This is a genomic window from Silvibacterium acidisoli (assembly GCA_022870745.1).
In the GTDB taxonomy this organism is placed as follows: Bacteria; Acidobacteriota; Terriglobia; order Terriglobales; family Acidobacteriaceae; genus Silvibacterium.
The window spans coordinates 5,111,551-5,128,567 of record CP085323.1; the positions used below are offsets into that span (position 1 = coordinate 5,111,551).

The window sequence follows — 17,017 nt, forward strand, 5'->3', positions numbered from 1 at the left end:
GAACCTCCTTAGTACGTCTGCGGGATGGTGTGGTTGGAGTAGGCAGGCAGCAACATATCCTGCGTGAAGTAAATCTTGACGCGATGGCCCTCCCGAATCGTGATCGTCGGCGGTATCTGCATGAAGCGGTCAAGGATGCTGGTGGCCGACTGCGAGATGCTGGCGGATGATCCGGTGACGAACGCCTGGGAACCGCTGGTACTGATCGTGCCGCCGCCTTCCTCGATCTCCCCAGCTCCGGCAATCACTCCCAGGGCAATCGAAGTCCCGAAGATTTGGAGGTAATGGTTGTTGACCTTATCTTTCAGACCTTGCTCTCCGATCTGGTCGAGACCGTGGAACTGGTCGAGGTCCACGCTGTAGCCGTCCGGCATGATGAGGCGATGAAAGACAACCGCCATGCGGCGCTGCTGGCCGAAACCAGCCGCGCCAATCTTCTTGGCCTCTCCAAGCACCACAGCGCCATCGGGGATGAGGACGTGCTGGCGGTCATGGGAGTAGACAGGATTCGACACGAGTACCTTGACCGGGCCTGCGGCATCCCCGTCCAGACGATTCATCAAAACCGCGTCGAGCACGGTGCCTTCATATAGGAGATAGGGCTGCCCTGTGGCCGAGTCGATGTTTGCCTCTACAGGCCGCTTGTAACCTTCACTGTTTTCCGGCTGCTGCTCTCCTGCCGGGCGTGAAGGAACAAGACTGCTCTCTGGCTTCTGTTGGTTGGCAGACGCCACCGGCCCCGCTGTCTTTACCTGTTGCGGCTGGTCGGGGCCGCGAACGTAGACAAGATTGGAAGCAAAACGCGACTCGTCAGCGCGTTCGCGTTCCTTCGCGGCAATCTGCTGCGCCTGCTGTTGTTCGGGTGTTAGCTGCGGCTGCGCGTTGCTAGGCTGACCATAGCCGGACTGGGCCGGTGGGCAGGGCTGGCCCGGCGCACACTGGCCGGTCGGAGTGAGCGAACCGATAGCGGCCTGCTGCGCGGGTGTTGCGGGGGCAAGCGCGGGATCTCCTTGAGCGGCGGCGATAGCCGCCTGCTGCTGCTCCTTCAGGCGCTCGGCATGAAGCTGGTTCTTCAAGTCCTGCACGTTGTTGTCAGTGTTGTCCTGAATCATGGGCTGTGGCGGCTGATTCTTGCCAGTGGCCTGTTGTCCCGGCGTCTTCTTGCCGGAAGAACTAAAGATGGCCGCGACAATCACCAGCAAGGCCGCACCGAGATATACGAAGGTCTTGAGGTTCTTTTGCAGTACGCCTTTTGGAGCTACGCTCGTCTGACGCAACTCCGGCTCCATCTGTGGCTGTGCTGGTGGAATGATATTGTTTTCGGCCATGACACTTACCCCTTCCGCGTGAAATCCATCCGCTTCTTGCCAAGCTCGACGTACCCGTTATCCATAACCTTCGGGATGATGTAGGTGTTGTCGCGCAGCTCGTAGTTCACGAGGTTAGGTTTGCCGTCCCGCATCTCATACACGCTGAACTTCTCCGGTGCATTGGTCTTGATGTAGGTGAACTTGTCATCGTGGTAAATCGACTGAATATCGAAGGGCGCTTCGTTGGCACGGAACGTGTAATCGAATTTCAACTGAAGTGGATACGCGCTCTTATACTCGTCCACAGCCTGCGCGACATGCGACTGCACAGCGGCAAGCTGCTGTTGCGACTGCGCCAGTTGCGTGGCGGGCACGAACTGCGGTGGACCGCTGGCGGCAACAATTGCGGAGCGATCGGCAGGTTCCACGATCACCTTGAGGTCGGGAGCATCTGGGGTTGCAGAAATGTCCTGCAACGTGAAGCTGTAGATGTTGCCCTTGTCGGTAATCAAATTCAAATTGGAGCTGATGCCTTGCTTGGCCGGATGCACGAAGCAGAAGTTCCCAACCACATCGACTATCCAGGAATCCTTATCGCCGGTCGCGGCCTCCATGATCTTTTCGGTTGGCGGCACTTCGATAAGCGTGGTGTATTTCACTTTCGCCCGAATGGGAATGATGTCCTGCGAGTGGTACTGCACGGTGCGGGCGGACGCATCCTGTGCTGAAGCCATACCGGAGGAAAGGCCGAAGGCAAGCCAGGCGAGAGTGGGAACGCACTTCTTCATTGGGAGACTCCTTGTTTGGGTTTGGCGGAAGTGAGCGAGCGAGGTTGGAAAGGATGATCCTGAGCGAGGCGGCGCAGCCCTTCGGCAATGCCGTACCGCTCGAAATATTCGCGCTTCTTGAGGTTGTCGCGGGCGTTGTTAGTAGCAGTCCAATGTGAGACGGAATCGACGTTGAGCTGAACCTTTTTGGAAGACTGCGCCTTGCGAATAAGCATCTGGCCGGGCGGCACAAGCCCGGCAATCAACTCAAGCTCGGTATCGTTCAGATGGAACGCTTCGCGGTATACGTCGCGGTCCATCTCCGGGTTTGCCAGAAAGATTTTTGTAGGGCAGCTCTCCGCGACAATCTGCAACATGCCCGATTCCTGTAACTCTTTGAGCGATTGCGTCGCAAGGATCATGGCGGCGTTCAATTTTCTCCATGTCTTCTGCGCCTGAATCACATAGCTGCGGATGGTCTCGTTGCGGATAAAGAGCCATGCCTCATCCAGAAGAAACATCTTGAACGTGGCAAGGTTCGCCGGGTCTGCAATCTCATTGCTGGCTCGGTGAAGGACGTAAAATAGCAGCGGCTCCAACACATCGGGCGCATCGCCCCAACCTGCGAAATTGAAGGTCTGGAAACGGCTGAAGGAAAGCGTGTCCTCGGCATTGTCGAAAAGAGAGCCATACTGCCCGCCGCGCATCCAGCGATGCAGACGCTCTTTTAGCTCACCAATGATGTTGCCGAAGTTGGAGACGGTTCGCTGGTCCGGCTCCAACATATACATGCGCTCGATGCCATCCCATAGCTTGCGTTCCTCTTTGAAGTCGAGCCGATAACGCTGGCCGTTGCCTTCAATCAACACACGGAAGAAACTGAAAAGAAATTGCAGGTTCTCTTTGGATTGCGGCAAAGAAAAGGGATTGATGGTGAAGTCCCGCGTATCCTGGCCGACATTCAAATAGCTTCCGCCGAATATGTGGGTTAGTGACTGAAAGCTGCCGCCAATGTCGAAGATGAAGGTCAACGGTGCGTATTTCTGCGCGTTCTGTAGCAGGAATGAGCACAGATAGCTTTTGCCCGATCCAGTCATCCCGAGGATGAGCGTGTGCGGAACTTCGCCGTTATGCAGGTTCAAAAAGTAGGGCGTGCTGTTGTCCGTTTCAAGCACGGCAAGGTATTCAGCGCCGAGATGTGCATTGCGCTTTTCGCCGGGGAGAATAGTAAAAAGAAACGAAAGGTCGGCGTAGTTGGTATTGAGCAGATACAGCTTGCGGAGATTCGTGGCGTACCCGCCCGGCACAGTAGCAAAGTATGCGTTGAGCTGGTTGTACGTTTCGACGTAGAGATTGCCGTCCGCATTGGTAAAGACGCTGGCGAACTCTCCAATGAGCTGGTCTGTCTCTGCCTTCGTGGGCGCATACACCACAATCGTCAGCGAGAAGTCGCCCAACGATTGCCCGTCACCCAGGGCACGCAGGCAATCACCAAGATTTTCTATATCGGCCTGCTTCGATTCATCCACCAGCACATCGCGGGGATTCGTCTTCGTCGCATCGTTGCCCATCTGCGAGACGAAGCCGGTCTTCGACATATTGAAATGGCGGCGGCGCTTGTTGACTTCCTTTCGTGCCTTGTCGGTGGCAAGTGGTGTCCATTCCGTGACGACGTAGAAGTTCGCTGGAATCTTCAGTAGCGCGTCCAGCACCAAAGGCCGTGTCTCGGTGATGGCCTCTTTCATCGTGAGGGCACGAACGACATGATCGCCAACGCGGAGATGATCGCGCTCGGCTTCGATGTTGGAATTGACTACCTGATAGTCAAGGAACTGCGTGGATTGCGGCTTACCCGCGATGCGCCACTCGTCGTAGTTGAGCAAGCGGCGGAAAAGCCAGAACTGCTCCTGCTGGCCCAACACTTCGATCTGCATGAAGTCGGCAAGCTGGCGGCTGAATGCCTGTACCTTCTGCTCCAGCCGCGCAAGCTCGCTCTCGATCTGCGAACGCAGCAAGACCTTCATGCTGTCATTGGTGAACTGTGTGCGAAGCTCGCCCATCGCCCCGGCAGGATCGCGGAAGAGTTGGGCGAGGGCTGCGCCGACGCCACTCTTCGAGCGCGGGCCTTCGAGCACGATGGCATAGAAGATTTCAACCTGATAGAGATGGTCGTGCTTGGCCTCGAACAACTGCCGCCGTTGCTCGATGGCTGCCTCTACAACCGGGTCGTCATAGTGGGCAAACGGAATCTCAGGCCGGTTCGACTTGAAAAGGTACTGATAGACGTGGAAACCTGGGCCGAAGGCTTTGAGCGCGGCTTCGAGGCGCTTGACGGCATACTCCTGCTGCGCGTGGTCGAGGCTTTCGTAGTCCACGCCTGGCACATTCAGAACCATGCCTACATCGCCGCTCTTGGTGAGGAAGGCGGTCTCATTCCAGAAGCCGTACAGGTTGATGTGGTCGTTGAGGGACGCCGCTTCTTTCCACGGCTTGATGACTTTATCCAGTCGCAGCATCAGCGCACCTCCACGCGGGGAACCTGTTGCTTGGCCGCGTCGTAGCGCAGCTTGTACTTCTCCGACTTGGCGAGGATGCGAAGAAAAGCCGGGTCGCTGCTTGTCACCCAATGGCCGAAAGCAAAGCCGCCGATGAAGACGGCGATACCGGCGAGGATCGAATTGAAGATGTTGAAAGCGCCCACTGCTCCGACGCAGACGAAATAAAATAGGGTGCGTTCGACGCCGAGATAGGTAAGGGGCTTATGCAGGCTCTTGAAGACGCGATTGCTGCGAGTTGTGGGTTGTTCTGCCATAAGCCCCTCGCTGTGCTGAGTGGGTTGGTGGGAGTGAAGAGAAGCGCCTCAGACGCCCCATAGCCAGGTCAAAACATTGACCGCCAAGACAGCGATGCCTGTACCGGCAGCGACTCCGGCGAGGGCTTTCTTTGCACCCGGTTCTCCATGGGCAAAGCCGTAGCCTCCGATCACGATGGCGACAAGGCTGGCGACCTTGGCAATCGTGCCGGTGAACAACGTCTGGATGGCGGTAAAGCCTGTATCGAAGGGAGAGCCGCTGGATTGCGCGTGCGCCGCCAGCGGCAGTAACAGGATGGTGAACGCGAAAAGACCCGCAACACGAGGTCGAAGTATCAACCTGTTCCTGCGGGCCGGACGACGAGCCTTGAGCATATTGCACCTCCGCTGACTCAGGTGTTGTCAGCTATGGCGCAAAGCTAAGTGCATTGCGTGGAATCGTCCAATGAAAGTTTGGGAGAGCATCATTCCAAAATGGAATGACGCTCCCGGTCGCGTGCCTAGATTTCGTAGTCGCGGAGGACCTGGGGAGTTCCGGCACCACCTCTATATAGGATGGCTTTTGCGACCGGAGTTTGGCAGACGGAATACGAAAAGCTGGTTCCGTCCGTCAGGTTAATTTGAATCTCCGTTCCATCCCCGGTGTCCTTATAAATGCGAAGCGTCTGGATTATTTTGCCGGAAAGTTCGGAACACTCGATGCTATTTTCATCATTCATCCTGCTTCACCTCTTTTCTCACGGCTGACCGTGGCAGTCCGATATCACACTCATAATGTGTAGACTCATAGTGGTCACAATTCAAGTATTGAAGTGTGACCATCCGTTCCGTAAAGTCTCGATTCGGTTCTACACTGCGAAGGTTGCGCGATGAGCGCGGCTACTCGCAGGAGGAACTGGCCGAACGAGCGGGACTGCATCGCAATTACGTCGGCGGGGTAGAGCGTGGTGAACGGAATGTGGCCTTGGAGAATATCGTAAAACTGGCAAAAGCTCTTTCGGTGCCACCGAAAGAGCTTTTTACGGACTTTTCCTAAAAGGTAGAGTTTCAAGGTACGAGAAGAACGTCGAGACGGACGGCAAGACTGAGAACTTCCATGCGGGCGCTCCCGTCCGGCTGCAACAGGGAAAATGCATCGGCTTCCACTTCGAGCGTACCCGGCATAACTCGGTTCCCAAACAAGAGGATGGCTTTCGCATCATCATCTCTGCGAGAGGTCCAGATAAAGCCCTGGGCGGTGGGGTTTTGCTCATACAGAGCAAGCGCCCACTCCCGCGATGCGGCATAATAAGCGGCTTCTGTCTGTGTGAGGTCGGCTGGAGCGACGCCTAGTTTGTGGAGCGCCACCGAACTCAGATCCACGAGTTGAAGATCAGCGGTCAGATGAAGACTTGAACAGATTGCGCCTTCGACATGCTTTGCTTTGGATACAGTCTTGAGGCCCGCTCGATACGGAACATCGTGGAAGATACTCTCCATCAGAGCGCAATCGAGAGTGGTTCCAGCATAGAGCGTGGGAATGACTGCCTTGCGTCCAGCATCCATGAGTGGACTGAACCTCGCATCCCCCTTATGGCTGTCGTTGAATTGATCGGCTTTGTAAATGGAGCGGTGGACACGAAAGACAGTCCTGCCTTTGCCCCACGGAATCAGGGTAGCGTTCAACTTTCCTGCTGGTGGCCGTACCCCGGCCACGGACTCAGCCATGCTGGAGTCCTTCTGCCTCCGCTCGCGCAGCACGCAACAATGGTTCCGGCGCATCAGCCAATACATCCTGCGGTCGCTTGCCGCTCAGGTAACTATTCACGCTGCCAAACCAGAACGCCGTACTCCACGAGTCCTTCGAGCCGGAGAAGAGGCGTAGCACATCGGCCACGACTGGGCGGGGACGATAGCCGTCCGCTGGATCGAGAGCATAGAGAGGGTAGTAATCCGAACCCCGGTGATGAATGGCAAATATCTGGCCCAACCGCTTCCAGCGGTTGGGCTGCGAACTGGGATTCTTCGCGCTGAACTTGCCCAACCGCGCAATGTCTGCTGCGGTGACAAAATCCTGGCCCTCTAGTATCTGAGTCATTGCGGCACTCTTCATCTCTGCCTCAAGTACCTTCGTCTGAGAGAGGGCAACATCGGGCGTAAGGGCTTCGACCAAAGCGTCCCATTTCTGGATGCGGCGTTTTTCAAGTAAGGCTGGCATCATCTCTGCTACCTGTTTGAGAACGGAGACCGTGGCCTCTGCCGTTTTGGGGTCTACGCCCTCGTCCGTTATCACCTGCGTTTGCCCGCCGTACTGCACCGTAAAGATGAGGTCATGAGTGTTATGAACGCTTGCCGTGCGGGTAGAAGACATGAGATGTCCCTCCGTGTGCGATACGTATTATCAATTTCTATTGTAATACATATCGCAGAAGGAATAGCAAAATTTGCTACCGAAGGACGTGAGAACGATCAAGAACCGCTGGTGGATTTGACCAAGGTTGTTCCAAGTCGCGAGAGCTAAGATATTGCACACTAACCATTTGGATCGGTCGCACTCTTAGATCGCCCCCCACAACACCCAAAAATCGATTGGGAACGTGATTCATCGCGGAAATTTTACGATTTCTATAGCTTACTTCGATTATCTGCTCTCCCTTCCGACTCCCAGATAAGCGGATGGGGATTTGGAGTCAAGAACCAAGTGGCTGCAGGTTAAGCAGAATTGCCTTCGAGGGCCTTGTCTGCTTCCAGTCTGGATAACAAAGTGCGAAAGTTCGTTGCGAGCTGGAACTCGACATCGCTTGGTGAGCAGCCCCACAATACGGCCAACTCTGCCACGACTTGGCGAAGATGAGCGGGACGGGCGGCTGTGCTTCCGGTTTTTGTGTATGGGCCATCCGTTTCGAGGAGCAGAGATGCCTTCGGCAAACTAGCGATGAGTGGCCTCATGCGTTTGGAATCAAGCATTGCTCCATTCACAGAGACGTAGTGCCCAGAGTCGACCACCTGAACGAGTGCCGATTCAGGGCCAGAAAACCAGTGAAAGACTGCGGTCTCGATCCGTCCAACTTTCAGACGTTGCAACACAGTTTCCTCAGCTCCCCGAGAATGGATCGAAATCACCTTGCCTTGCTTCTCGATAACCTCCAAGACATGCTCAAAGGATTCAATCTGCGCAGTTTTCGTGGCCACGCCTTCCTTCGAAAAATCCAGGCCAACCTCTCCAATGTAGGACGTGGCAGAGGCCAATTGAGTAAACAGAGTTATTTCCGAGGCGGAATGCGGAGCGAGCAGAGGATGCAGACCAAGGGATAGACGTACATTTTTCAACGCGGCAACAGGTGTCCGGCCTTGCTGAAAATGGCTCGGGAGATTTGTGACCGCGATGATGTTGACTCCAGCCCTCGCAGCCTCGCTCGCAACTTTGGCCGGATCGCGATACCGATCGAGGTGGCAATGCATATCCAGGATCAATTGAGTATTCCCGCCATTCTCTTGAGTGTGGCATCCCCTTTGTCACGGAAGAGTTGGCGGATCTCCTGAAAAGCACGGATGACAAGATCGGAATACTCTTCCATCTGATCGAGACGAAGCGAACCGTTCGCCAGAAGCAAGGTAGCGACCTCGTCATGCTTCGGATTGCGTTGAATGAAGGAGACGCAGGCTCGAAGGTCACCAGGTCCAGTGGTCGAGGTATCGTTAAAGTCCACTTCGCCGGTACAAACGTCCCGACCATACACTTCCGTGTCCAGCCCGGCTCGGTGAAGCGCCGCACGGCGATAAATACAAGGCATACACATGCCACATCCTTTTGCACTGCGATTGATCCATGTGCGTTTGTGTCCTCTCTTTGCGCATGAAACAGACGCGGTCGCAAGCTGAGCGAAAAGGGCTTTGTTGGCGCACGTGGCAGCAACCTCTCCTTTGGTCTTGTTCTGCAACGGATTCTCGATCGAATACTTGAGTCCGACCTTCGCAAACACAGCTTGTAGCTGTTCAACGTAATACGGGTGTGCTGTTCGCGTGCTGCAGGAACCTCGTCGCGAGGGACTGAGCGGAACGTTGAGAGCGATCGTCCCGTTCTCAGGAAGGATGAGCGAGCCCTCGAAGCCGTTACCCGATGCGATACACACGGCTGCGGCAATGAAAACCAGCGACCGTCCTCGCAAGGTGATCTCTGGGGAGTCTCCCGTATTCCCAACCCGAACCAACGTGCTTCTGATGCGGTTTGGATAGACTTTGCGGAGAGCAGGAAGAAGGTTCTCCTGATCTCCGAGTGGCCCCGGCATCTGCTTGTCGTGGTGCCCGGCCAGGAGCAGGCCCTCCTTTGGATGTGCCTCTAGCCAGTCGATCACACCTGCGAGCGAATCCATCCCACCGGAAAATAAAGAAACGGCCCCGATATCGGCGACATGCGGTACGATCTTGGCCATTGACGTTCGTCCAAAAAGTTCGCGTTTGCGTTGAATAAACTCGAATTGCCAGTCGTCCCCGGTCAAGAAAGATACGCACCGGCCTAGCTCGGCGGTTGCGCCACGCCAGATGGAGACGTCTGAGACCGGAATAGTCAGTTTGAACAATCGTGTCCACGCATTATGCGTTGCCGACCGGGACGCAAGCTTATCTAGCGCGTAAACTACGGCACCAATGAGGAGGAAGTCGGCGGCGATGGCGTTTGGAAGCCGTCGGAAACCGAACGCCGTCGATTGAACGTCTAGTGTGGCAATGGCTGCACCGTCGCCATTCAGAATTCGCGTAACCGGAAATTTCTCGGATGTACTCGCGACCTTATCAATCTCAACTGTGTAATTCATCAGGCCCCAAAGACCTCCAAAGTCTGCGAACAAATTTCGCTGATGACGTTTGCGCCCTGAGGGCCACCCCAGTCGATGCCAGAGAGATCCCGTTCGGCAGCTCGGTTGGCTAGCGCCGATTGGATAAATTCTCGAATTTGGCCAAGAAATGCTACGGCTTGCTGTGCTCCGACGCGCTGGACTAACCGCTCGTAGAAGACCCTACTGAATTGCTCAAAAATATAATGACCAAAGAATCGTTCCAACAGGTTCTCAAGGTCGAGCGTGTCGCTCGAAAGAATTTCCTGTACCTCCTCGAACGTCTGCGCGTCGGCAAGTAGCTCCTGCTGAAGGTCGGACAGAGCTTGGCGGGCGTCCGCATCGTCGATAGAACTCGCGTTCCCTCCGAGGCGATCGAGCAGAGTGTTGAGAATGTCTCCGACTGACTTGCCAGTCAGGTCGCCGAGGCCAGCCCGCTCCGCTGCTGCTGCAAAGCCGTTCTGCCGAACATCCGCGATAAAGCTTGCGAAACGGCTCGCTACGTCGCGGGCAGGAGCGGCAGACCCCGCGCTGCCAGCGGCTCCTTGTCGGCCACCCGAAGCCATTTCAGTTCGCCCACCATTGCCTCGAACAACGCCTTGAATGAGACGCCGTAATTGGGGGGCAGTCAGATTGGCTTCATGAGCGAGTCTGGTAACCTCACTTTTCAATTCGCCCCAATTCGGAGGCGCGTCATAAGGAGCCGATGTGCCCATCAGTTTTTCCTACCTTTGCTCGAACTTTGCATGGCGGCTCCGATTCGATCCTTCGATTTTTCGAGGCGCTCCTGAGCCGACGTGAAGATCGGGCGGAGGTCTTGCCGTCGGGTGAGGAGCGATTGGACGTCGAGTCCGACGGCTGGGTTCGCGAGGTTCAGAGGTACCGCCGTCAGAATTTCATTGAACTTTTCTGCGGCTCCGGGCAGATTCTTTTCAGTCAAGGTGCGAATAACATCATAGGCATTCTTTTCCTCGGGCTTCCGCATGATGGCCTGTTCCAGGAATCCCAAGAGGGATGCTAGCTCCTGTTGGGAGAGCTTTGTGGCGCTCTCAATGCCCGCGATGCGTTGCGGCGCTGTGCCTGCGAGCAAATCATTAAGTACGGCGCGTGTCATGGGGCTGATCATCGAAAGTCCGGAGAACGTTGCATCCAGCTTGTCGCGGGCAATCCAGAAGTAGTCGCGAAGGTCTATGCCGCTGAGCGCGGGAGCAAGTGCTAACCACGCCTTCATGCCGTTACCTAACCATGCGCTTTTGAGTGCCTTCGCAGTCTCATCGTATCCAGTCCCTTCCGCGATGGCCTTCTCCAATCTCGCCAATTCAACCGGGAATCCCGCCTGCCTCGCTTGTAAGTTGAACAACTCGAGAAACAATTCGTCGTTCGTATATTCGAGGATCATTAGCTTCACAAGTACTTCGTCTTTGATGTTTTCCAGGCGGGCTACTTTAGCTAGCTTTTTCCGCAGAGTAAAAGCATTCAGGAACCGCTTTACCTGGCGCGGATTTCCTTCGAGACCATCCGCGATCAGCGGAGCTGCGGAGGAGCAAAAAATAAGCGACTCGGTCAGTGGAGCGCTTAGTTCGCGCCCACCGAGCGATTCCTTCACCTGTGCATACCCGTAGGCGCTGTATCGGTTCGCATCTCGCTCTTTCTTGCTGCGTGAAACGCACTTTTCGGCATCCTCCGGGCCCAGGTACAGGCCACAGAAGAGTAATGCCATATAGCTTTCGATCTCCGAGCTGGAAAGACGGGGCAGACGATATGGAACCTGAATGACTTTCTCCAGATAGTCCTTCACGAGCCGATTTGATTCTTCTATGCTTGCGCTGCCGGAGCGTTCCGCGTAACGCAACCGAATAGCGTGTTCAACAATTCGAGGATCGGCACCGATCACAAACGCAGTGGAAGGCACACTCAGGAAAAGCTTGATCGCTTCCAGGTTCTCGATCACTCGTTCAGGGCTGCACCGATCAAGATCGTCGATCAGCACCACGAGCGACTCGATGTCACTATCCTTCAAGAGTTGGTCAAAGCGCTCTCGGAAGGTCCTCACGTTGAAGGCGTGCTCTTCTTCCTTCGCCTTGAACCAGGCAGAGCCGTCCTCACTCGCTCCCTCTGCCTTATCGGTTGCCTTCTCTGGTTTTACCGCCGCTCCGACGTGAGACAGGCCCGTGCTCAGTCCAACGGCTGCGGGAATCGCTGCAACGCCTCCCGTTGCTAGCGCTGCCGCTGCTGGAATCGCTATGTGTTTCAGACCGGCTTTGGTGACGCGCATCCAGTCAACGGACTTGAGAAGGGATAAGGCCTTCTCTCGGATTTTCGGGCCGAAGCGCTTGTGATCCCCCAGAGCGAGAAGGATCGACGAAAGAATTGCGGCTTTCGCATCGTCATATCCCTCAAAGAGCCAGCCATTGAAGTAGACGACGGCGATCCCTTTGTACAGTAGCTGCTTTGGATCGGAGTCTGGCCAGCGATCAGCGTCGAGGTCACGCTCCAGCATTTTCATGATGCTGGTCTTGCCGCCTCCCCAGTCTCCGAAGACGCCGATGGTGAGCGGGAGCATCTTGTCATCTGTCACGACCTCGCGGATCAGGTCAGCATGGACCTGAAATCCGATCAGATCGTCAGCAGTTTCGTTGTCTGACCACATAGGACTTCGCTCCAGAGTGAGAACGGTTCGCCCCGCCTCCTTCCGAGCACTCGTCACTAAGGTTTGAGACCCTTGCGTAGGATCAGCAACTCAGAAATGGAGTAATTCATCAGTAAGGCTGGATGAACCATGATAAATGTGAGGGCGAAGGCTAGGATGTTCGTATGAAAGATTATTGGTCTCTGCCCACACACGAACTCGAGGCACTCGCCACCAAGTTTGGCATTGGGGACTACGCCGATCGGCATGGCCATGTTGATCGCGGCATCATCATCGAGCAGCTTCTAAAGCGAGATAACCATCTAGGCAATCTTGACGATGACGACAAAACAGTAACTTCCGGCGGCGTTTTGCGGTTCAGGGCGTACAAGATTCTGACAGAGTTGTTGGACAAGGCTGTTGATCTTCAATCAGAACCCTTCAGTTCTCCAAAACGCGAGGAGTGGACCAACACCGTCAACGCTGCTCTTCGAAAGATTTTCGGCGCGAGCGATCCTGTCATCAAGAATTTCGGTAGGGCTCAGGGCATCATCTTCAAACAGGGCGATACGCAAGAGAACCTTCGTAAGGCGGCCAACGATACGCTCGCCTCAGAGGAGGCGGTCCTGCGCAGCGCAATCACTCAGCTAGGCTGGGACGATCCCCCGATCCGAGAAGCGCGCCCTGAAGAGGGCCCAATGGAGGGAGTCGAGATAGCCGTGAACGGTCATACGTATTTCCTCCGTGACGGGTTTGTCTTTGAAGATGATGAAGTATGGGAAGACGCTGAAGTCGATATTCGAGGCAATGGTGCAGCGCTCGTTGGCATCTTCAAAGGTGAAAGCGTCCAGAAAGTTTCCCGTCTCCCGTTCACATTGATTCGGCGGCTCTTCCATGACATTGAGATCTGGCTTCCCGATGCAGAAAAGAACCCCCTCGATTGGGAGTTTGCCTACATGGAGATCGGGGCGCTGCCGGAGAGTGGCGATAGTATTAGGGTTCAATTCCGGATCGAGTACGACTTGGAGTTCTGGAAAAAGAATTACTCCCTCTCCGATCTTGCAAGTGCGATTGAAAATGTCTTGGCGACGAACGAATTTCGCTTCGAGTACTGGCAGGAAGACAAGAATACCGCAATCAGTGGGTTCGGAGTCTCCACAACACTGAATGGGGAACAACGCGTCGGCGACGGATTGGCATTGAAGAAGGAGCTTTCCAGGCTTTCGAATCTCGTTCGGATCAAGCTCAAGGACATGGAAGGCACCGCGCTACAGGTTTCTTTCGACTTTCCTGCGCCCATCAAGAACGCATGCGAGCAGTACTTGATGTACTTCAGCCAGTTTTTGCAAGATTTGGGAATCAACGCAATTGCCAAATTGGAAGAGAGCGCACACTCCGTGCTATTCAGCGTCATCCCGGAAGACGGCAAGGAAGCTCTCGAGAAGGTCGAGGAGGCATTGCGGATTTACCTTAGGATGCCCACCGCTCCGGATTTCGCAGATGAGGCCGACAAACACACTGACATTGCCGTCGCACAGTTGCAGGCGAATGTTCTCCATCTGCAGTCGCAGGTCATGATGGCAAAAGCAGTATTTCAAGCTCAAGTGGCTACTATTGAGGCTAAGGACCAGACAATACTAGCGCTTCAGGAACGCCTCGACTTGAGAGCACTTCAGCCAATCACACCCGTTGCGAAAGAGGGGGAGGATAAGGAAGAGTTGGTTAAAGATTTAGTCGCCATCAAGAAGTTCGATTACAAATTCTTCGAGTTTAACCTTCCCGAAGTGCTCCGAAGGATGAAGCGCGCGTTTAGCAAAGATTAGCCTGTGCGGAGTCAACGCCGGTTCCGTTTGTGATTGAGCCGCGGGAAACCTCTGCCGAACTCTGCACAGGTCGACGTAGCATAGTGACGTTCGGATCAACGATGTGCCTCCAACCTTGCCTTCAAATTCACTCCCAACTCACTCCCAAATCCCTGACCAGTGGGTACTTTTCCGTACTTCCGGGTAGCCATTCGTCCTGTAAAGTCTTGTATTTACGCGAGTTCCCGGTGACTCATAACCCAAAGGTCGCAGGTTCAAATCCTGCCCCCGCAACCAATGAAACTACAGATTCTACGCGGCTTGGGAGATTACGGCTCCTGAGCCATTTTTATTGGTAGCAGTTAAGCAGCAGTTAAGGATTGTGTGCAAGGACTCAACTGCCATCTGAATCTCTGCCCCTGCCCTTTTCCCGCTGCTGAGTTCCTCTTAAACTCCGGTTGTCCACCGTATACGTCCAAGGTGAAGCTTCCCGTGAGTGCATCCCCGATCCGTTCCTGAATCGTCTTCAACGGAACGTGTAAGGCGCATCAGTCTTGCCGGCTCCAGCTCAAGTATGGCCTCACGAATGTAAGGCGCTACCAGGAGGCAATGGCTCTCGTAAAAAACCTCTTCAAGTAGGAAGGCGTGCGCTTGCAACACGGCATGATTACGTCCGTGGGACGGCTCTATGAAGGATGGAACGTATGGGAGATCGAAGACCTCGGACATGTAGCTCGTGCGATGGCCAGGATGATCCACCACCTGGAAACCACACGAGCCACTGAGATGCTTGCGGAGGTCGTCGAATACGAGAGCATTCACTACCTCGATAGTCTGCCGTTCTCACCTTCAACCTAGGCAGAAGAAGCTGACTGTGCGAAGCGTGCCAGAATGCAGCGGGACATCTGGCTTGAGCACTCGTCGAGCTGGGCCGGACAATCTCAAACAGAGGCGGCTTCTAGAATCAGATCCGTTACTTCTTTTGCGTGGGAAATCATAGAGAGATGTCCCCCGGCGATATCGATCGTTCGGGCTTTCATGCGCCTGGCCATGAAGCGTTCGAACTCGGGATGGATGGTGCGATCTTGAGTACACACAGCGTAGAACGATGGTTTCGTGCGCCAGGCGGCCTGCGTGGTCTTCGCAGCGGTCAATGCCTTATGAAAAGGCTGCTGAACGGCGTACAACACCTTCGCTTTCGCCGTGGGAATACCATTGGCAAAGTCCTCCAGAAAAGCCTTCTCCGTGAGCTGTCCGATGTCGCCATCGAAGACAATGCCGGCGGTTGCTGGTGGCTGAGGAAATTGTCTGGTCAATGCTGCGAAGTCCTCGCCAGCATCGGGCCCACGAGCCGCGATATATACCAACGCGCTCACGTTATCAGCAACACCCGCCTGACTGATGATGGTTCCTGCAAAGGAGTGCGCTACAAGCACGGTAGGGCCAGTCTGTTGCTTAAGAACTCGACTGGTCTCTGCTACAGCCTCATCCAAAGTCGTCAGCGGATTCTGTACCGCAGTTGCATTTAGACCGGCGGCTTGCAGCCCACTGATCACCTCGGACCAGCACGATCCGTCAGCGAACAACCCGTGGGCGAGAACAACGTTCTTTACTCGGGGCGTACTGGCCAAGGCGGTACGGAGGGCGGGCACTGCCAGAACCGACGTTGCGGCAGCCGACATCACGAAACTTCTTCTATTCATTTCAGGTCTCCTTCTTTACTGCTGTCCTCTGATTCACAGAGCGCGCGAAGCTGCACTCGATGGGATTAGGCGGAAGGCCACATCCAACTCGCTGGTTCCCAATGAAAAGCGTTACCAACACGCACAATGTGACCCACACCAGGAAAAGGCAGATGGTAACCACTGACGAGGGTTCGGTCTGCTGCCGCTCGATCGAGGAACGCGATACGCGACTTCGCGGCCAGCGGCTTGTCCTGATCAAACCCGAAAGGCCATTCCGGATGGGCGAAGTCGACGGGGTAGTTCACCACAACGTCCGACGTCAGAAGCAACTGGTCGTTGCCCGAGTGGAGAAGCACAGACATGTGGCCCGGAGTGTGTCCAGGTGTCGAAATAGTGGTCAATCCAGGGAGAACCTCTGCACCAGCCTTGATAAGCCGGAGGCGCGGAGCAGCAAGCTTGAGGTTCGCGCGAGTGACATCGGGCTTTAGCGCAGGACTCACATTGACCGTAAGTTCAGGTGAATTCCAGAACTTCACTTCTGTTTCATCGGCGACAAACTCAGCGTTCGGAAAGAGCAGGACTTCGTTCTGCAAATCGCTGATGCCCCAAAGATGGTCGGAGTGACCGTGAGTGATCAGGACCATATCGATCTGATCTGGTCTGTAACCGGCCGCAGCGATGTAGTCGAGCAACCTTCCCGCGGTTGGCTGGAACTTACCGCCAGGACCGCTGCCGGCATCGACAAGCACCAGCTTGCCGCCCACGCGAATCAAGGTCGTGTTTTGTTGTAGCGCCACGTGGTCTTGTGGAAGGAAATGTGTCGCGAGTTCTTTTTGCGCCTCCTCGATGTGGCCGGGAAACAGGGTCTTTATCGGAAAGTTGAGCGGGCCATCGCTCAACACGGTAACTTCGCTCGCGCCCACGTTGAAGCGGTAAAAACCAGGTTGTGCCGATTTTTGAGAAACAGGCGCCTGGGCAATGGCGGTAATGGCTGAGCTCAGTGAGACAGCTCCGGCTGCAGCGGCGCCAGTGAGACAAAAGTGGCGTCTACTGATCATTGACATAAGTATTCTCCGTTCTAGGTCACTCCCGTGACATGGCAAGCAAGCATAGTGAGCGGTCGAAGTGCATACTTCGTGCCGCTCATCTTCAAGCAAGCTACAGACGTATCAGACGCGCACTTTCGATCCGCGAACCATCA

Annotated in this window: 16 protein-coding genes; 3 read left to right on the top strand and 13 right to left on the bottom strand. The window is 55.1% G+C overall.

The genetic code is table 11. The features are described from left to right. Positions 1-8 precede the first annotated feature (8 nt). The 5 genes from LJD29_RS20870 to LJD29_RS20890 are packed head-to-tail and all read right to left on the bottom strand — an operon-like array spanning position 9 to position 5,264. Entirely contained in the window at positions 9-1,328 is a 1,320-nt protein-coding gene (locus LJD29_RS20870) for a TraB/TrbI/VirB10 family type IV secretion system protein (protein WP_446743509.1), read from the bottom strand. Between the two features lie 5 nt (positions 1,329-1,333). Then, positions 1,334-2,098 (bottom strand): TrbG/VirB9 family P-type conjugative transfer protein, encoded by a 765-nt coding sequence (locus LJD29_RS20875; RefSeq protein WP_446743510.1) that lies wholly within the window; start codon positions 2,096-2,098, stop codon positions 1,334-1,336. Further along, positions 2,095-4,593, bottom strand: coding sequence for a VirB4 family type IV secretion system protein (locus LJD29_RS20880; RefSeq protein ID WP_446743511.1), 2,499 nt, complete (start codon positions 4,591-4,593; stop codon positions 2,095-2,097). The genes LJD29_RS20875 and LJD29_RS20880 overlap by 4 nt, the downstream gene beginning before the upstream one ends. Next, on the bottom strand, positions 4,593-4,889 hold the full coding sequence (locus tag LJD29_RS20885) for a VirB3 family type IV secretion system protein (protein ID WP_446743512.1): 297 nt from the start codon (positions 4,887-4,889) through the stop codon (positions 4,593-4,595). Before LJD29_RS20885 ends, LJD29_RS20880 begins: the two co-directional genes overlap by 1 nt. 48 nt (positions 4,890-4,937) lie before the next feature. Continuing rightward, positions 4,938-5,264 carry a TrbC/VirB2 family type IV secretion system protein gene (locus LJD29_RS20890; protein ID WP_446743513.1) on the bottom strand — a complete coding sequence of 109 codons (327 nt, stop codon included), beginning with the start codon at positions 5,262-5,264 and terminating at the stop codon, positions 4,938-4,940. A gap of 439 nt (positions 5,265-5,703) precedes the next feature. Between LJD29_RS20890 and LJD29_RS20895 the strand changes: the two genes are divergently transcribed. Further along, positions 5,704-5,925 carry a helix-turn-helix domain-containing protein gene (locus LJD29_RS20895; RefSeq protein ID WP_446743514.1) on the top strand — a complete coding sequence of 74 codons (222 nt, stop codon included), beginning with the start codon at positions 5,704-5,706 and terminating at the stop codon, positions 5,923-5,925. An 11-nt stretch (positions 5,926-5,936) separates the two neighbouring features. On the opposite strand, the gene LJD29_RS20900 is transcribed toward LJD29_RS20895, so the two are convergent. From LJD29_RS20900 to LJD29_RS20925, 6 genes are all read right to left on the bottom strand, one after another. After that, the gene (locus LJD29_RS20900; protein WP_446743515.1) at positions 5,937-6,596 is read right to left on the bottom strand and encodes an RES family NAD+ phosphorylase; all 660 of its coding nucleotides are present in this window, start codon (positions 6,594-6,596) and stop codon (positions 5,937-5,939) included. Continuing rightward, a complete protein-coding gene (locus tag LJD29_RS20905; RefSeq protein WP_446743516.1) occupies positions 6,589-7,239 on the bottom strand; it encodes a hypothetical protein in 651 nt (216 codons plus the stop codon). The genes LJD29_RS20900 and LJD29_RS20905 overlap by 8 nt, the downstream gene beginning before the upstream one ends. Before the next feature lie 341 nt (positions 7,240-7,580). Further along, on the bottom strand, positions 7,581-8,342 hold the full coding sequence (gene qatD, locus LJD29_RS20910; protein WP_446743517.1) for a Qat anti-phage system TatD family nuclease QatD: 762 nt from the start codon (positions 8,340-8,342) through the stop codon (positions 7,581-7,583). Next, positions 8,339-9,682 (bottom strand): Qat anti-phage system QueC-like protein QatC, encoded by a 1,344-nt coding sequence (gene qatC, locus LJD29_RS20915; RefSeq protein ID WP_446743518.1) that lies wholly within the window; start codon positions 9,680-9,682, stop codon positions 8,339-8,341. Before qatC ends, qatD begins: the two co-directional genes overlap by 4 nt. After that, complete coding sequence (locus LJD29_RS20920; protein WP_446743519.1) at positions 9,682-10,416, bottom strand: Qat anti-phage system associated protein QatB; 735 nt, start codon at positions 10,414-10,416, stop codon at positions 9,682-9,684. The genes qatC and LJD29_RS20920 overlap by 1 nt, the downstream gene beginning before the upstream one ends. Then, entirely contained in the window at positions 10,416-12,350 is a 1,935-nt protein-coding gene (locus LJD29_RS20925) for a KAP family P-loop NTPase fold protein (RefSeq protein WP_446743520.1), read from the bottom strand. Before LJD29_RS20925 ends, LJD29_RS20920 begins: the two co-directional genes overlap by 1 nt. Positions 12,351-12,514: 164 nt before the next feature. Between LJD29_RS20925 and LJD29_RS20930 the strand changes: the two genes are divergently transcribed. Continuing rightward, on the top strand, positions 12,515-14,152 hold the full coding sequence (locus LJD29_RS20930; RefSeq protein WP_446743521.1) for a hypothetical protein: 1,638 nt from the start codon (positions 12,515-12,517) through the stop codon (positions 14,150-14,152). 642 nt (positions 14,153-14,794) lie between these two features. After that, complete coding sequence (locus tag LJD29_RS20935; RefSeq protein ID WP_446743522.1) at positions 14,795-14,989, top strand: hypothetical protein; 195 nt, start codon at positions 14,795-14,797, stop codon at positions 14,987-14,989. An 83-nt stretch (positions 14,990-15,072) separates the two neighbouring features. Here the strand turns inward: LJD29_RS20935 and LJD29_RS20940 are convergent, their stop codons facing one another. Then, a complete protein-coding gene (locus LJD29_RS20940) occupies positions 15,073-15,834 on the bottom strand; it encodes an alpha/beta fold hydrolase (protein WP_446743523.1) in 762 nt (253 codons plus the stop codon). Positions 15,835-15,899: 65 nt separating this feature from the next. Next, on the bottom strand, positions 15,900-16,874 hold the full coding sequence (locus LJD29_RS20945) for an MBL fold metallo-hydrolase (RefSeq protein WP_446743524.1): 975 nt from the start codon (positions 16,872-16,874) through the stop codon (positions 15,900-15,902). Positions 16,875-17,017 lie beyond the last annotated feature (143 nt).

What these genes read in the sequence shown, in the direction of transcription:
- LJD29_RS20870 (WP_446743509.1), bottom strand. Translation starts at nt 1,328, where the DNA reads ATGGCCGAAAACAATATCATTCCACCAGCACAGCCACAGATGGAGCCG.
- LJD29_RS20875 (WP_446743510.1), bottom strand. Translation starts at nt 2,098, where the DNA reads ATGAAGAAGTGCGTTCCCACTCTCGCCTGGCTTGCCTTCGGCCTTTCC.
- LJD29_RS20880 (WP_446743511.1), bottom strand. Translation starts at nt 4,593, where the DNA reads ATGCTGCGACTGGATAAAGTCATCAAGCCGTGGAAAGAAGCGGCGTCC.
- LJD29_RS20885 (WP_446743512.1), bottom strand. Translation starts at nt 4,889, where the DNA reads ATGGCAGAACAACCCACAACTCGCAGCAATCGCGTCTTCAAGAGCCTG.
- LJD29_RS20890 (WP_446743513.1), bottom strand. Translation starts at nt 5,264, where the DNA reads ATGCTCAAGGCTCGTCGTCCGGCCCGCAGGAACAGGTTGATACTTCGA.
- LJD29_RS20900 (WP_446743515.1), bottom strand. Translation starts at nt 6,596, where the DNA reads ATGGCTGAGTCCGTGGCCGGGGTACGGCCACCAGCAGGAAAGTTGAAC.
- LJD29_RS20905 (WP_446743516.1), bottom strand. Translation starts at nt 7,239, where the DNA reads ATGTCTTCTACCCGCACGGCAAGCGTTCATAACACTCATGACCTCATC.
- qatC (WP_446743518.1), bottom strand. Translation starts at nt 9,682, where the DNA reads ATGAATTACACAGTTGAGATTGATAAGGTCGCGAGTACATCCGAGAAA.
- LJD29_RS20920 (WP_446743519.1), bottom strand. Translation starts at nt 10,416, where the DNA reads ATGGGCACATCGGCTCCTTATGACGCGCCTCCGAATTGGGGCGAATTG.
- LJD29_RS20925 (WP_446743520.1), bottom strand. Translation starts at nt 12,350, where the DNA reads ATGTGGTCAGACAACGAAACTGCTGACGATCTGATCGGATTTCAGGTC.
- LJD29_RS20930 (WP_446743521.1), top strand. Translation starts at nt 12,515, where the DNA reads ATGAAAGATTATTGGTCTCTGCCCACACACGAACTCGAGGCACTCGCC.
- LJD29_RS20935 (WP_446743522.1), top strand. Translation starts at nt 14,795, where the DNA reads ATGATTACGTCCGTGGGACGGCTCTATGAAGGATGGAACGTATGGGAG.
- LJD29_RS20940 (WP_446743523.1), bottom strand. Translation starts at nt 15,834, where the DNA reads ATGAATAGAAGAAGTTTCGTGATGTCGGCTGCCGCAACGTCGGTTCTG.
- LJD29_RS20945 (WP_446743524.1), bottom strand. Translation starts at nt 16,874, where the DNA reads ATGATCAGTAGACGCCACTTTTGTCTCACTGGCGCCGCTGCAGCCGGA.